At 43.9% G+C, this 14,906-nt stretch carries 10 protein-coding genes; 5 read left to right on the top strand and 5 right to left on the bottom strand.

The genetic code is table 11. From position 1 onward, the window contains the following. Positions 1–124: 124 nt before the first annotated feature. The 4 genes from cooS to AC3WVG_RS03420 all read right to left on the bottom strand — a co-directional run bounded on the left by cooS (position 125) and on the right by AC3WVG_RS03420 (position 4,386). Positions 125–2,002 (bottom strand): anaerobic carbon-monoxide dehydrogenase catalytic subunit, encoded by a 1,878-nt coding sequence (gene cooS / locus AC3WVG_RS03435; protein ID WP_488796780.1) that lies wholly within the window; start codon positions 2,000–2,002, stop codon positions 125–127. A gap of 72 nt (positions 2,003–2,074) precedes the next feature. Continuing rightward, positions 2,075–2,203, bottom strand: a complete 129-nt coding sequence (locus AC3WVG_RS03430) for a helix-turn-helix transcriptional regulator (protein WP_488796779.1) — start codon at positions 2,201–2,203, stop codon at positions 2,075–2,077. Between the two features lie 257 nt (positions 2,204–2,460). Then, entirely contained in the window at positions 2,461–3,507 is a 1,047-nt protein-coding gene (locus tag AC3WVG_RS03425; RefSeq protein WP_488796778.1) for a hypothetical protein, read from the bottom strand. 96 nt (positions 3,508–3,603) lie between these two features. Further along, positions 3,604–4,386 carry a class I SAM-dependent DNA methyltransferase gene (locus tag AC3WVG_RS03420; RefSeq protein ID WP_488796777.1) on the bottom strand — a complete coding sequence of 261 codons (783 nt, stop codon included), beginning with the start codon at positions 4,384–4,386 and terminating at the stop codon, positions 3,604–3,606. A 626-nt stretch (positions 4,387–5,012) separates the two neighbouring features. On the opposite strand from AC3WVG_RS03420, the gene uvrA reads away from it, so the two are divergent. Next, a complete protein-coding gene (gene uvrA, locus AC3WVG_RS03415) occupies positions 5,013–7,757 on the top strand; it encodes an excinuclease ABC subunit UvrA (protein ID WP_488796776.1) in 2,745 nt (914 codons plus the stop codon). Between the two features lie 68 nt (positions 7,758–7,825). Here uvrA and AC3WVG_RS03410 read toward each other — a convergent pair whose 3' ends face one another. Then, a complete protein-coding gene (locus AC3WVG_RS03410; RefSeq protein WP_488796775.1) occupies positions 7,826–7,993 on the bottom strand; it encodes a hypothetical protein in 168 nt (55 codons plus the stop codon). Between the two features lie 1,370 nt (positions 7,994–9,363). Between AC3WVG_RS03410 and AC3WVG_RS03405 the strand changes: the two genes are divergently transcribed. From AC3WVG_RS03405 to AC3WVG_RS03390, 4 genes are read left to right on the top strand one after another with little or no spacing between them, the layout of a single operon-like run. Beyond that, positions 9,364–10,125, top strand: coding sequence for a PilW family protein (locus AC3WVG_RS03405; protein WP_488796774.1), 762 nt, complete (start codon positions 9,364–9,366; stop codon positions 10,123–10,125). 6 nt (positions 10,126–10,131) lie between these two features. Further along, positions 10,132–10,548 carry a type IV pilus modification PilV family protein gene (locus tag AC3WVG_RS03400; protein ID WP_488796773.1) on the top strand — a complete coding sequence of 139 codons (417 nt, stop codon included), beginning with the start codon at positions 10,132–10,134 and terminating at the stop codon, positions 10,546–10,548. A 20-nt stretch (positions 10,549–10,568) separates the two neighbouring features. Beyond that, positions 10,569–11,156 carry a PilX N-terminal domain-containing pilus assembly protein gene (locus AC3WVG_RS03395; protein ID WP_488796772.1) on the top strand — a complete coding sequence of 196 codons (588 nt, stop codon included), beginning with the start codon at positions 10,569–10,571 and terminating at the stop codon, positions 11,154–11,156. A gap of 45 nt (positions 11,157–11,201) precedes the next feature. Beyond that, positions 11,202–14,750, top strand: coding sequence for a pilus assembly protein (locus tag AC3WVG_RS03390; RefSeq protein WP_488796771.1), 3,549 nt, complete (start codon positions 11,202–11,204; stop codon positions 14,748–14,750). Positions 14,751–14,906: the final 156 nt, after the last annotated feature.

The raw sequence follows: 14,906 nt of genomic DNA, 5'->3' as shown, positions 1-14,906 counted from the left end.
AGCCGAGGCCGAATCGGGTGTCCGGTTCGGCGATTTTTTGTATTCTGCGAAAGAAAAAGGGTAGAAACAATTCCAAGTTTCTACCCTTCCTGTAATATTGCAATATAAAATAACAATTTTTAGGTTACGGTGTTAAGCCAAGAGCAACTCTCTTCTTCTTGATTCGTTCATCAAATAGCTGAGCCGCTTTGACCGGATCAGGTTCGACTAGATAACAGGCCCCCACCAGATCTTCAAAGCCCTCAAGCACAAGGTCGGTAACAACCTTTGAACCGAGTATATTGGGTGGAAAACCAAGATGGGTATAAATTCCTGAAGCGACCGCATAGGTTGCAATGGCAGCCGCTTTTTCCGAATACCATTCCGGCGAAGAGGCTCCTACGGGAAGATCAGATATACTCACTCCCAACTCATTGGCGATGAGTGCACATGCCTGCAATATCCTGGAATTGTCCACACAGCTGCCCACATGCAGGACGGGCGGCACGCCAAGGGACCCACATATTTCCCGAATACCCGGACCGGCCTGGTCTATACTTTCAGGTAAAAGAAGGCCAACCTTGCCAAGGGCTGTGGTCACACATCCGGTTACCAGCACCAGAATATCTTTTTTAATGAGCTCCCTTGCCAGGGTGACATTAGAATAATCATGCTTGAATTTCGGATTGTTGCAGCCGACTATACCGACTATTCCCCGTATTTTTCCCGCCTTGATGGCATCAATTAACGGGGTAAAAGAACCACCAAGTGCCTCAATGAGGGCCTCGTTGGAAAAACCGGTCATAACTTCCACCGGTTCAACAGGGATATCAACCCGTGTTTGATCTCGCTGCTCAAACCGCTCAATTGCGAGTTTGACTACCTTTCTGGCCTGCTCCCTGGCATTTGACATCTCAAAGCGATAGTGGTCCGCGCCGGTAAAACGTGCCTTGTCAGCGGTCGTCACCATCTTGGTATGATAACATTTACTGACCTGAACAAGACTTGGCATGATGCACTGATAATCTACGACAATGAGTTCAACTGCACCGGTAACAATAGCAAGCTCGGTCATCAGGTGATTACCGGCCATGGGAACCCCTTGACGCATCAAAAGTTCGTTACCTGTACAACATAAGCCGGCCAGGTTGATTCCGGCAGCTCCTTTTTCTTTGGCAAGCGCAATAAGTTCAGGATCATTCACCGCCTCAAGAATTTTTTCCGAAACAATGGGATTATGTCCATGAACAAGGATATTTACCTGATCTTTTTTTAAAACACCAAGATTGACCTTTGATCTCTTTGGTTTCGGGGTGCCGAAAAGCATATCAGACACCTCGGTTGCAATCATGGAACCACCCCAGCCGTCAGCCAAACAAGTCCTGGCGCAATGCAACAGGGTGTTGAGTGCGTCATTATCGCATCCCATGTGCGTCCGGTGCATCATCTCAGCAATTTCCCTGTCAATTCCCCGCGGCGTAATACCCAATCTTTTCCAGAGTTGCCTCTGTTTTTCAGGAAGCCTGCACAGAAAAGAGAGCTCTTTTTTGCGACTGCCAAAATCGCCAAAAAATATTTCAACAAGGTCCTTGCCCACTTCCAGTACGTCCCTGTCTTCCGTGACAATGCCCAACTCATCGGCAATTCGCAACAGTTTTTGCGTATCAGTTATCGTATAATCATCGGTCTCTTTTTCGACCACAGCCTCAAGGGCCTCTATGCAGTCACGGCCGTGGTCAGAATGTCCGGCTGATCCTCCGGCAACAAACCGGCCAAAGTTGCGGGCAACGATAACATCGGCATTAGCTCCGCAGACTCCCCGTTCAGCCTTTTTACCGATGCGACAGGGGCCCATCATGCAGATTCTACAGCAAACGCCACTTTCCCCGAATTTGCAATGGGGACTCTGGGCCTGGAGCCTGTCCCATGCTGTTTCTACCCCATCCTTCTTTGCTTTCAGCAACATAGCCTGAGCATCTTTATGGATTGACATTTCTTCGACATTAAACTCTTTCTCTGCCATGGGACAACCTCCTGTTTTTATGTTATCTGCTCAATAGTGAAAGGACTGGATAAAAATAGGGAAGGAAAATAGTCAGCCTTGTGGTGAAAGACACAGATTGATTTTCTGATTTTTAAGGCCCAGCTTTTTTCTCAAATTCGCCCGGTATGTCTCGACGGTGTATTGTAAAACACCCAGCAATTCAGCTATTTCTTTGCTCAACCGTCCCTATTTTAAAGGCTAATTGAACAGGAATCAGTTTAAGGCTATAGTAGGTAGGTACATGAAACCGCCGGAGAGAGCTATTACCCTCAGCAAAGCTTCACAGACCGGGCCTGAGCTACATATCTTGCAACCGAACCTTTGCCTCCTGAATTTTCAGGGTCAAGCAAGCTAACTCGCCCTTGAACGCAGCGTATGAACCAAAAAACGCAGCCAATTTGGCGGTTAGCTTGACATAGTTGTTTAACACAAATCTTTCATTTTAATTCATGTGTCTTAATAGTCCTTATTAACTTATCAAACCAATCAATAACTGAGGATATTTCCCCTTCTGTAAACTTCCGATTAACAAGAACTTTTAATTCATGACCAGCGGATTGAAACAAACCAGTATGTTGTGCTTCTTGCCAGAGTTCTTGAGTTACAGTTTCGGATACTTCCAGTTTGCTTGAAAACCCACCTCTACCAAATAAAGCCGTATACATAGCTTGTTTAAAGACAGCCGCAGGGGGATAACCATAACATATGGGAACATGAATACCTTCCTTATCAACATTCATTGAAAAACCTTTTGTCCCCCAACGAATCAGTAAAGCATTCTCATCTGAGTAATGTAATATTTTTTGAAAAAAATCTCTGCCATTTTCGTCAAGAGACTCCAGAAAAGCCTCTTTAGTTACTATCGGTAATGAACCTGAAAAAATCTCTCTTATTTTTTTTGGTTCCTTTCCAACAACTATATTGTATGATAATAAATTCTTTTGGTCGTCGGCCTGGAAAAAAGAAAATTCAAGACAAGTAACCTGAATCCCTTTCATGCGCAAAAATGTTGCAGTCTGTCTAACTTCACTAGTTATATTTTGGCCAATAATTACTATTCGTTGATTTTTAAAAGATATTGCCTCATCTGATTTTAATTCAAAATAATCTCTATGAAATTCTGCTAAATTTAGTGACTCATCATTAAGATAATGTTGAAGAATTTTTTCTAATTGTTCTGTATCTAATTCTTCAATAAATGATGCGTATTCAAGTGCTTGTGCTAATGTCTCTCTTGGTGTTCTATCCCTTTTAAGCTCAAGAACAACAATATTTCCTTGTCTGTCTATACCAAGTAAATCAATAATACTTCCCAAATTAGTTGTTGTCTGTCTTCCGATGATTAAAAGTTTACTATTTTCAAGAATCTCATTTGGATTATTCTCAAGCCATTTTTCTAAAATGACCTCTTCATAATTTATATGAAAAGGTATGTGGGTAAATTCTTTAAATTTTCCGTCTTTTTCTATACTAAATATTCGCATTTTCAATAACTATTTCTTTTTTATGCCAAATGTCGTAAGTCGCAGATAGACCACTAAAGGTGCATCCAAGGTTCGGCACAGGCTCTTAAATGGTATTTACATACACAATTTAAACTTACTTAACCATTCAGTTGGGATATTCGCTTTTTTCTTTCCTACTATAGCAATATAGTAAAGCGGTTTACCCTGAATTGATAATCTATGCTGATATCTTTCTTGTAAGCGAACATCAAGAATATCATTCTCTATCATATTTCGTATTAAAAAATAAAATCCGGTTAAACCATCACCTGAAAGGAAGCCTTCCTTAATATTGAAAGCAACCCATCCTGGAGTCGAGAGCAGGTTTATTCCTTGGATAAGCACTTCAGGAGGCACACTGAATCCCAAGGCTGCAACCGCAACTAAACAATTAAATCTTTTTTTGTTGAGCTCATCACGCAGAGATTGAGGTAAGCGCGTAAGGTCAGCCACATAATAATCATTATATACCGTTGGACGATCTCTTTTTACCGCTTTTTCTGCGAATTTTTCTATATCAATTCCGTATACTGTTTTGACACCTATATTGCGCAACTGTTCTCCAACCATTCCATTTCCCGCACCGAGGTCTAATACATAAAGATCACTCATATCAAGAGACTCAGTTTTGATTGCACGTTCAAGAAGACTACAAACCTTCTCAGGTGAACAACATTGAAGCTTATCATAAAACAGATACTCATAAAGTCCAGGTATTGAATATATTTTCCCGTATTCATGAAATCCAATCTTGTAGGTTTTTTGTTTTTCCCTATCTTTTACAATACAGTACTCTTTATCCTGAGGAAGGTTATCTGTTTCATTCCATGGTATTGTAACCGAATAAATACTATCCATATTCATTTACCCCTATATATTCTCGCTGTTACATGTTGAAAATCAATCGTGATTATACTAAAAACATACAGCACAATTCATTGCAACAATGACAAATCGTATCTTCAATGAACGAATAATCTTTATTAATTATCCAAAATTGTCTTTTTGTATATCTTATTTTTATCTCATTATTTTTAATTTGTATTTAATTTAATCACAAATCATTAACCTAATGTCAACAAACAATCATAAAAAACATCCTTCAACTCTAAAAACTTCAACCATATCAACGAATTAAAAAAGATATTTTATCCTTTTCACACCATAACTTTTTTATTTTTTATGGATAATATTAAGTTAAAATCAATTCCTTGGCTAAACGAGGAGACACCTTTTAATATATGCCAGCTCAAGTCTGTATCAAAAGTCTCCGTGCCCCAACACCATCACACACCAACTTTTTAGAAGAAACTTGACGGGGAATCATGATCGGAGACTTGTTAAAATTAGTTGACGAGCAGCTATGCTTTGCTTTTGAATAGAAGCGGATGAACGGACAAGGGATTAAACCGAACAACCTTTTATCCAACTGACTAAAATATAAGCCTTTTTTCCAGACAACAACAAAATCATTAAAAATAAAAATGGACTCAAAATTCATACATATTCAAGGCGCCAGGCATCATAATCTCAAAAACCTGACTCTGGACATCCCCAGAAATAAACTGGTGGTCATTTGCGGCCCGTCCGGTTCAGGAAAGTCAACGCTGGCTTTTGATATTATCTATGCTGAAGGGCAAAGAAGATATGTGGAATCACTGTCCGCATACGCTCGTCAATTTTTGCCCCAATTAGACAAACCCCTTGTGGATAAAATTGAAGGACTCTCCCCTGCTATTTCTTTAGAGCAACAGACCGTTTCCCGGAACCCCCGCTCCACAGTAGGGACAACAACTGAAATTTATGATTTTTTGCGCGTGTTTTTTGCCCGCCTGGGCACGCCCTTTTGCCCAAAATGCCATCTGCCCATCTCCGCGCAAACCAGTGATGAAATCATCGACCGCATTTTAGACTTGCCAGAAAAAACGAAATTTCTCCTCTTAAGTCCTCTGGTAAATAACAAGAAAGGAACCCATCAGGAGCTTCTAAAAAAACTTAAAAGCCAGGGTTTTGTACGCGTACGCATAAATGGAGAAATAACCATTTTAGACCCTCTGCCAGAGTTAAATAAAAACCAGCGCCATACCATTGAACTGGTGGTGGACCGCCTGGTCATGAAAGAAAATTTACGCAAAAGATTGGCGGATTCTGTTGAACTGGCCTTAAATTATGGTCAGGGCAGCCTGATTCTCTCCCTGGTTGATGGGGAAGACATATTGCTTTCCACCCAAGCTGTTTGTCCCAGGTGTAAACTTTCTTTACCCAGGCCCAGCCCACAACTTTTCTCTTTTAATAGCCCGCAGGGTGCCTGTACCACATGCTCTGGTCTTGGCAGCGTGGACTATTTCGAACCTGACCTTATCGCACCGAACAAGGGCCTGAGCCTTGCTCAAGGGGCCATAATTCCCTGGAAACGGCCAAAAATCTTTGACCGCTACGTACAAAGCCTTGAGCAACTAGGCCGGAAGTTTGGCTTTACCCTGGATACGCCATTGCAAGAATTTTCCCAAGAAGCATTGGATGCCCTTTTTTACGGTCATGCTCCCTTATCCTGGCCAGGAGTAATAGTTTTGCTTGAACAGGGCTATCACCTGGGCCGTATCTGGCGGGACGAACTGGCTCGTTTTCGGCAGACAAGACCGTGTCCGGATTGTAAAGGAGCAAGGCTTAGACCAGAAGCCCTGGCCGTGTTTGTCCAGGACTTAAATATCTTTGACTTCACTAATCTGTCTATTGCCCGTGCACTTGAGTGGCTAAAAAAACTGAAATTTTCCGGAGTACAAAACAAGATCGCTGCCCCATTGACCAGGGAGCTAAAACACAGGCTGGAATTTCTGGTCAATGTAGGCCTGGATTACTTGAGTTTATCGCGCAACATGTCCACTCTGTCCGGCGGTGAGGCCCAGCGCATAAGGCTTGCCAGCCAATTGGGCTCGGGGCTGGTCGGGGTTACCTATGTCCTGGATGAACCAAGCATTGGTCTGCACCCCAGGGACAACTACCGGCTGCTCAGGACTCTGCGCGAACTGCAAAGCAGGGGCAATACCGTATTGGTGGTGGAACACGATGAATCAACGATTCGGGCCGCAGACCATGTTCTGGAGCTTGGCCCCGGTTCAGGAGCCCTGGGTGGAGACCTGGTTTATAGCGGGGATGTAGAGGGATTATTAAAGTGTGAACATTCACTGACCGGCAAATATATGCGCGGTGAGCTTAAAATCAAAAAGCCACAAGTAAGAAGAACGCCTAAGGATTATCTTCTGCTCAAAGGCGTTCAGACCAACAATCTGAAAAATATTGATTGCCGGATTCCACTCGGTTGTCTGGTGGTTGTAACCGGAGTTTCAGGCTCGGGTAAAAGTTCTCTGGTCATGGATACATTGTATAAACACCTGGCTATGGCAAAAGGGATCAAGGTAGAAAACCCGGGAGTTATCAAAGGTATTGAAGGCCAGGAAAAGATTGAAAAGATCATTGCCATCGACCAGACACCTATTGGCCGGACCCCCAGGTCCAATCCGGCTACATACACCAAAATCTTTGATGAAATTCGCAAAATTTTTGCCGGAACCAAAGAGGCCAGGAAACGTGGGTATAAACCGGGCAGGTTCAGCTTTAATGTCCGGGGAGGTCGATGTGAAGCCTGTCAGGGCGACGGCCAGATCCGGGTAGAAATGCATTTTCTGCCCGATGTCTTTGTTACCTGTGAGGTCTGTAAAGGCAAGAGGTACAATCGCGAAACCCTGGATATTGAATATAAAGGACTGAACATCGCCCAAGTGTTAGACCTTACAGTGCACCAGGCCAAAAAATTCTTCAGCCATTATTCCATCCTGGAACGCAAATTAGGCATCCTGGAACAGGTCGGCCTGGAATATTTAAAACTGGGGCAAGCCGCAACCACACTCTCCGGCGGTGAGGCCCAACGCATAAAATTATCCAGAGAACTTAGCAAACGAAGCCTGCCCGGAACGCTGTACATCCTGGATGAACCGACCACAGGCCTGCATATGGATGAAGTAGGCAAGCTGATCCACGTCTTAAATCAACTGGTGGATAAAGGGGCTTCTGTTGTCATTATTGAACATAACCTGGATGTGGTCGCGTGCGCTGATTATGTCCTTGATTTAGGCCCTGGAGGAGGTGAAAACGGAGGCCAGATCGTGGCCCAGGGAACACCCGAAGAGATCAAGAACAATCCCCACTCGATTACAGGCAAGTTTTTATAGATGCTAGCCACATAATGGATGTCAGAGGGAAAGCCTGAGCGTTTAGTCTATTATGGCTTAGGGTTCACCTATTTATTTTTCTTTTTGTCCATAAAAAATTTGGTCAATCCGGCCAGGAGCCCACATAGAATCCCTAAAGCCAAAGCACGGCCAGCGTGCATACCTGTCCACCCGGCAATTAACCCAATAGAACCGCCCAAAATGACTCCACGCAAAATAGCACTGTTAGTATCCATGATAGTATTTTCCTGAGTGTAAAATTTTTCTTACTTGATTTTTTATATCAACCCAAGTTGAGTGATTTTTAATAATTTAGTTTTATATTAAATTGTGTGGTTTCGACACATTGGTGCAAAACTACATTTTGAGCCAGCGATTTACACCCTATGGGTAAAATTGGGTCAAGGTTTACGCTTCTCGCAATGATTTAGCGTTTATTCTGTCATTGCGAGGGCAGCGAAGCTGCCCGTGGCAATCTCAAACTTTAAACTACAAAAAATCACTCAATTTAGAAACAATAAAATTTTACTTGAGCCTAAGCTTATAGCCTGGTTAGGGAACCAAACACCCGAAAACCTACACAAATTCTTTATTAACCGGCAACTACCCAAAAAACCTCATATAAGCAAGATTAACCACAGTCACATTGTCACCTAATCTGTTAGAAAAATACACTTATTAGCGCTGACCGGTATCGTATATAAAACGTGTATCAACAAAAATCGAAAAAATAAAGCCAAGTATAACTAAGAAAGTTTGCACAAACAAATCCTTGTTCGATAGAACACATCTATCCCGCCCATTCCTCTAATACGAGGACAGCCGCAACTTCCCTCGAATTAGCGACATGCTCTGGCCACAATCACTAATGTCCGCTTAAGTCCCAATTAATTTTTAAATCTTTAAGCGGTACTTCAAGACCTTCAGCCTAACTTATTAACCAACTACAATCTTATGGCATTACTTAAACCAAAATACAAACAACTAAAAATAAATACTAACCACCTGCCTTTATTAAAACTTTTAAACCTGCATTAATGAGTACAAATAACTAACAAATATCTTCTCATTTTTAATGTTTAGTTGACTTTTAACATAAAATATGTGTATTATGATAATAAAAACATGCTAGATTAATAAACTTAATAAATTTTTAGAATCAAAATACTTAAAACTTAATCGTGTAAAATATTAGTTACATGTCAATATACATTTTTTCCTAAATATAAATCTTGTAATGATTAGAAATATTTACAAATTAAATTTTTAATGTCTTCGTAAACAACGAATCAGTTATAAGGATGCACCTGCAAAAAGTCCCTTTTTGCAGGCAATGTTGAATTTTGAATTATGAATGTTGAATTATTTAAACGGGTTATAGGATATTTTTTGCCAAAATTGTAAATTTTTAATTTTTGCAGTTGCATCTATAAGTATAGAAAAAAAGAATAAAAATCAGTTATTACTATAAGTAAAATTACCTAGCGAGAATCGCTTCGGCAAAAGTGATCGTGTTTAAAAATGGGCCAGAGACTACTTGGGCATGCGCTGCGCTCAACTCGAGAATAAATGACGCAATTCAAGTCAAAATTATTGAAGTAAATAAATGAACAAAATCAACCATTATAAATCAAACAATGGTTTCACCCTGATAGAGCTTCTTGTCGTTATAGCTATATCCGGAATTCTCCTAACCGCAACATACTCGGCTTTTCAATGGCAGCACAAAAGCTACCACATCCAGGAAGAGGTCGCTGAGATGCAGCAGAATCTGCGGGCGGCCATAGACATAATGGTCAGGGAGATCAGAATGGCAGGCTATGACCCGAGAAATAGCGGAAAATTTGGCATAACAGATGTCAGGCGCTACGACCTTAACGGCAACCTTAACTCTTCAGGATTCAGCGCCATCACATTTACTACTGATTTGGATGGCGACGGCACTGTCGACTCAAATGAAATTATCTCCTATTCCATATATGATTACGATAATGATAATAATCTTGATCTGGCAAGAAAAATCGGAGGTAGCGGCCGGCAATTACTGGCTGAGAACATAGACTCATTTGTCCTGGCCTATGCCTATGACGATGACCGTGATGGTGAACTGGAAACCAACGCTTCCAATGATATTATATGGGCAATTGATAAAAACAACGATGGTAAACTGGAGTATTCTACCACATCTGTTGCCATTGTCCGGATACGTGCGGTCAGGATCTGGATCCTGTCCAAGACAGGCGAGCAGGACCCGGATTTTCAGAACACGAATACGTACGTGGTCGGCAATCAAATCATAACACGTAATGATAAATACCGTCGACGACTTCTTACCACGTTCGTACAATGTCGGAACATGGGGCTTTAGTGGATCATGAATAAAGAAAGTCAGAAAGGTCTCTCCATGATAGAGTCATTAATGGCCTTGACAATACTCGTCATTGGCATCCTGGCCGTCGGCGGGATGCAGACTACCGCCGTCAAGAGCAACGCTATTGCCAGCGACATCACAGAAGCCAGTGTATTGGCCGCGGGCCAGATAGAGTTGCTGGCGGCGTTACCATATAACGACCCACTATTAAACGATACGCACGGTGACGGCACCACTGGCCTGGACAAAATCGGGGCGAGTGCAGATCACCAGAGAACCCAAAGTAAATACACCATCTCCTGGAACGTCGCGACTAATTCGCCAATGAATAATACCAAAAGCGTAAGAGTCATTGTAACCTGGACAGGGAACGGAAAATCAAGACAGGTCTCCATTGATTACATTAAAGCGGACAATTAATCGGGAAGGGAGAATAGAAGATGAAAAATTTAATATCGTTTAAAAAAGAAGAAAGGGGCTTTGTATTTGTGCTCGCCCTTTTGATAATGACATTACTTCTTATTATCGGCATAACCGCCAATAAAACTAGTAGAGTAGAAACTCGGATAGCCGGAAGTGATAAAACGTATAAAACTGTCTTCTGCGCCGCTGACGCGGGTATTGAAGCTGGCCGTGCAGCGCTTTACATTCTCAAAAAAGCCGATAGCGGCAACTGGGACAATCTCCTTGCCAGGAAGGGTCTTGCCGGGCCATATGGGGGTAGTAACACCTTAAACGATGTAATTGATAAGCTCAATCCTAACGGGCGTAATGTAAACGGCGCTACCTATACTCTGCGAGTTGTTGACAACAATGACCTGGACGGTGACCCACTGGTGGATACTGACAATACCGTTATTCTTATCTCCACCGCTACCTCATACCAAAACGCGCAGACCAAAATCCAGGCCCGAGTGCGTTACATTGGTGCTGCGGATGAAGCCCCACAGGAACGTTACGGAGCAGAGAATACAGGCCAGGCAAAAAACGAAGTCTCTGCAGTGACAACAACAAACCAGCGCTGGTAACAAAAAGCGCTGGGCCCTGGGCAAGTAGCATCAGGAGCTGTAATTATGAAGAACAAAGTCCGCATTTTTATTACGATAATTTCTCTGTTCTGCCTTCCACTGCGGGCACTGGCCGTGGAACACAATTTTCCGGCCGGTTCTCTCATCATCCCCATGGATAGTTTTTACCAACCAGACACTGACGGCGGCATACTGGAAGCATACGGCCTGACCTTATACTTGCTGAAGGCCGGAGTCTCGATATACTGGATAATTAACACTGAAAAAACCGAGATCAACGGCACTGACGTCGTGATCGAGGACCTCTCTCTGGAAAAAGACAAGGCGGTGGTCAAACTTTATGACCATAAAGGCGGAACCACCAATCTTACCTTTAAGCCTGGCGACAACCCCAAAAAAATTACATACATCGGCGCCCCATTTATAGTGGATGGCTCAGATGCGGAGAAAGCCAAGGAGGTTATCAACCAGGACGGCTGGGCAGCAGTCGAGGTGCACGAAGCTCAAGTGCCATTCAAAGCCCCTGTCTACCGAAAGATGGAGGGTGCACTGCCAAAAATCGCCTTGATGGACAGCAGCGAGAAAGGAGGCAACGCCGCCATTCTGGAATCCTATCTGCGGCTGGCCGGCATCTGTACGGATATCTATGAGGTAGTGACGCCAAATCAAATCAGGGACGGTATTCTGCAACTAAAAGATTATGATTTTCTCTGGGCACCACACTGGGAGGGTTATAATAGCTATTCAGAAGACGCGGATGGAGATGGCGTTTCCGACGTGGAAGAAATTGTTGCCAATATAAAAAAATTCCTCCTGGCCGGGAAGGGCATGCTTGCCGAGTGTGCTTCCATTGAAACCTTCGAACACAGCAAAAACGGCCGCTTTCTCAGCACCAAGGGTTTTGGTCATAACGGCGGCACCAATAAAGCGGAGGATATAATCTATAACGATAAGTCTCTTCCCTACTCTCAGATCGGCGACTTTCCGTTTGTGCCTGAAGGCGGCCATCTGCACAACTGGCGCCCCTTTGTATATGGCGACCCGTACTCTAACGTCGGCGACCCACCAAGTAATTGGGACGAAGATAAAGTTACAGAGAGTAATCCCAGCGTTTACAGGAATACGGTAACCCGTTTTACAATAGACAATACTGGATGGGACTACTACGTTGGCGGTTATGCTTACGGCAATCGTGATTATGGTTATGTGGTTTATCTGGGTGGCCATAAGTATGCCGCGTGCAAAAGAAATGTCAGCGAAGATGTAAATCCTGAACCGGAGATCCACCGCCTCGATTTTGAGTTTAACAAGAATATCAGCAATGAAAGTTTCACTCTCGTGGTCAAATATAATGGCGTCTCCAACAGCACGGTAACTTTCAACAAAAACGAACTCACTGCCAAGGCCGGCAGCCCTCTGGAGCTTGATCTTACCACTGCCTCGGTAAAAAATAAGAGGCTCACCGAAGTAACCTTCAGGAATAAAGGGGATAGCACCATCACCGTGGATTCCATCACTCTTTTCTGGAACGGCGGCGATACTTCTCAGACTCTCAAAAAGATTACCGATACTAAAACCGATTATGAACTTTACAATGACAAAAGAGGGGTCTCATCCGGCGTTGAGCTAACCGCAAATTTCACCATAGGTACAACTGGCGGCGAATCCGCCATTTGTACCTATAACGACGACTGCTCCTGGAAAAACATCGCCGGAGTCCGGTATGTTCTCAACACCCTTTTTGACATCAAGTACATGCTCACTAAACAAGAATACACACGCGCAACACCCATAACATCATTCCCTTATTTATACCAAGGAAGCTTCGAATATCCTAGCTTTAAAGGGCACTTTCGCTGCTATGATGTGAGGAAGGATAGCGCCAACCCCGAGGAAGCCATATGGGATACTGCTGATCATATCAAAGATTCAGATACCCGGCAGATATTTACGGCCAGACAGGAAAGAGATGGTACCTGGTCCCGGATAGGCTTTGATGCAAGCCATATTGAGGAACTCAGAGCGCTTCTCAATCTCACGCCAAAAACGCCGGCCGAAGGCGGCAACGACACAGATGAAATCCAACTCATCAACAGAGTAAGAGGGAATAAACTAGGCGGGATCATGCATTCAGCTCCGGCGATTGTTGGACCCAACAGCCGTACCAACAAAGACAGGGAAGAGATAGCCTATGTTGGGGACCTCTACGGCATGCTGCATGCCATTGAGACCAAAACCGGCAAGGAAAAATGGGCCTATATTCCGAGAAACCTGCTTGGCAAACTCAAAAATGACCGAACCGATCCCTATGCATTCCCGGACTTTGCCGCTGTAGACGCATCACCAACGGTCAGAGATATCTACTACGATCATGACAACGACGGTGACAAGGAATGGCGCACCATCCTCGTGTGCCCCGAGGGCATGGGAGGCAGATACCTCTTTGCCCTTGATGTTACTAATCCTGACGATGTGAAGGTGCTTTGGGAAGTCACCGACCAAGAAGATCCCGGAGGTGGCATGGGACACGCGTATCGCGCCGCTATTGGCAAGGTGAAATGGCCTGTTAAGTATATAGACGATCCCGGCAAAATAGTCCTGAACGAAAAGAGCAAGATGCCCTATGCTTACGAAACAAAATGGGTGGTTTTTGTAGCTACGGGCTATGCAAAAATTGCAGAAGAACACGGGGGAATCAGTATTTTTGCCTATGACTTGAAAACCGGCAAAAAATTGTGGCGCTTTTCTCAAGACTACCAAAGCGCAATAAATGACATCCCCGGGGCCATAAGCCTTTTTGACATTGATGGTGATACTTTTGCGGATCGACTTTATGTGGGAGACATGGAAGGCAGGATGTGGGAACTCAACACCTTGTGGGAGTCCAACTGGGAATTTAAGAATGAACTAAATCCCGGCCAATATGAACGGAAACCCGACGGTGTAGGTTACTATGTAGGTCATAGACTCAACCCTAACGGTACTTATGACGATTTTAAATACCCTGAATATGCTGACAAACAGGTTCCCCTTTGGGACGCCGGCGTGGGCAAGCCTATCTCGGTGTCACCGGCAGTTACCCGCTTTAACCCCGTGGTAGTAATCTTCGGCACCGGCGGCGCAGACTGGGCGGACGATAATGAACGGTATAAAATTCTGGCCATAGACGCCACGGACAAAAATCCGGATCCGGACCCCAGGGATCCGGCCTTGGCTGGCGCCGGCACCTTGTTATGGGAGAAGGATACCGGGGTGGGAGAAAAAGTATGGTCCTCGCCCACTGTTGCCGCCAAGCATATTTATATATCCACAGCCACTGGCACGATGGAAAGCCACGACCCGGCCAATGATAAAATGGGGACCGGCTACTTGTATAACCTTAATTTAGCGGATGGCTCCGGAGGATGGGTCACCGATGACGGTTTAGTCGAGTCCATCAGCATAAGGAAAAGCCGCGGCGCCCCTTACGTGGACAGAAAACATATCTACCTGACCACCATAGACAACCAGGTCATCCAGATTGGTGATGGAAATTTTACCGCCCCACCCGGCAACAGAGTGATCCTGCAGAGCTGGCGGGAGATTTGGCAATAATATCAACATCTAAGCTACCGGGGAAGAAGAAATAAGAAGGAAAGAACACTATACCAAAGGACGCATCCGCTATTTGCACTGATTTTTGAGAAGCCTTAATTTTGGCATTGCATCTGCTGATTGTTTTCTCTCTTCACCTACTCTCCTACTCACCTC

It is taken from the genome of Desulfovulcanus sp., assembly GCF_982781345.1.
Note: the sequence above shows the minus strand (reverse complement) of the source record. Positions and strands in the feature narration are given on the sequence as shown.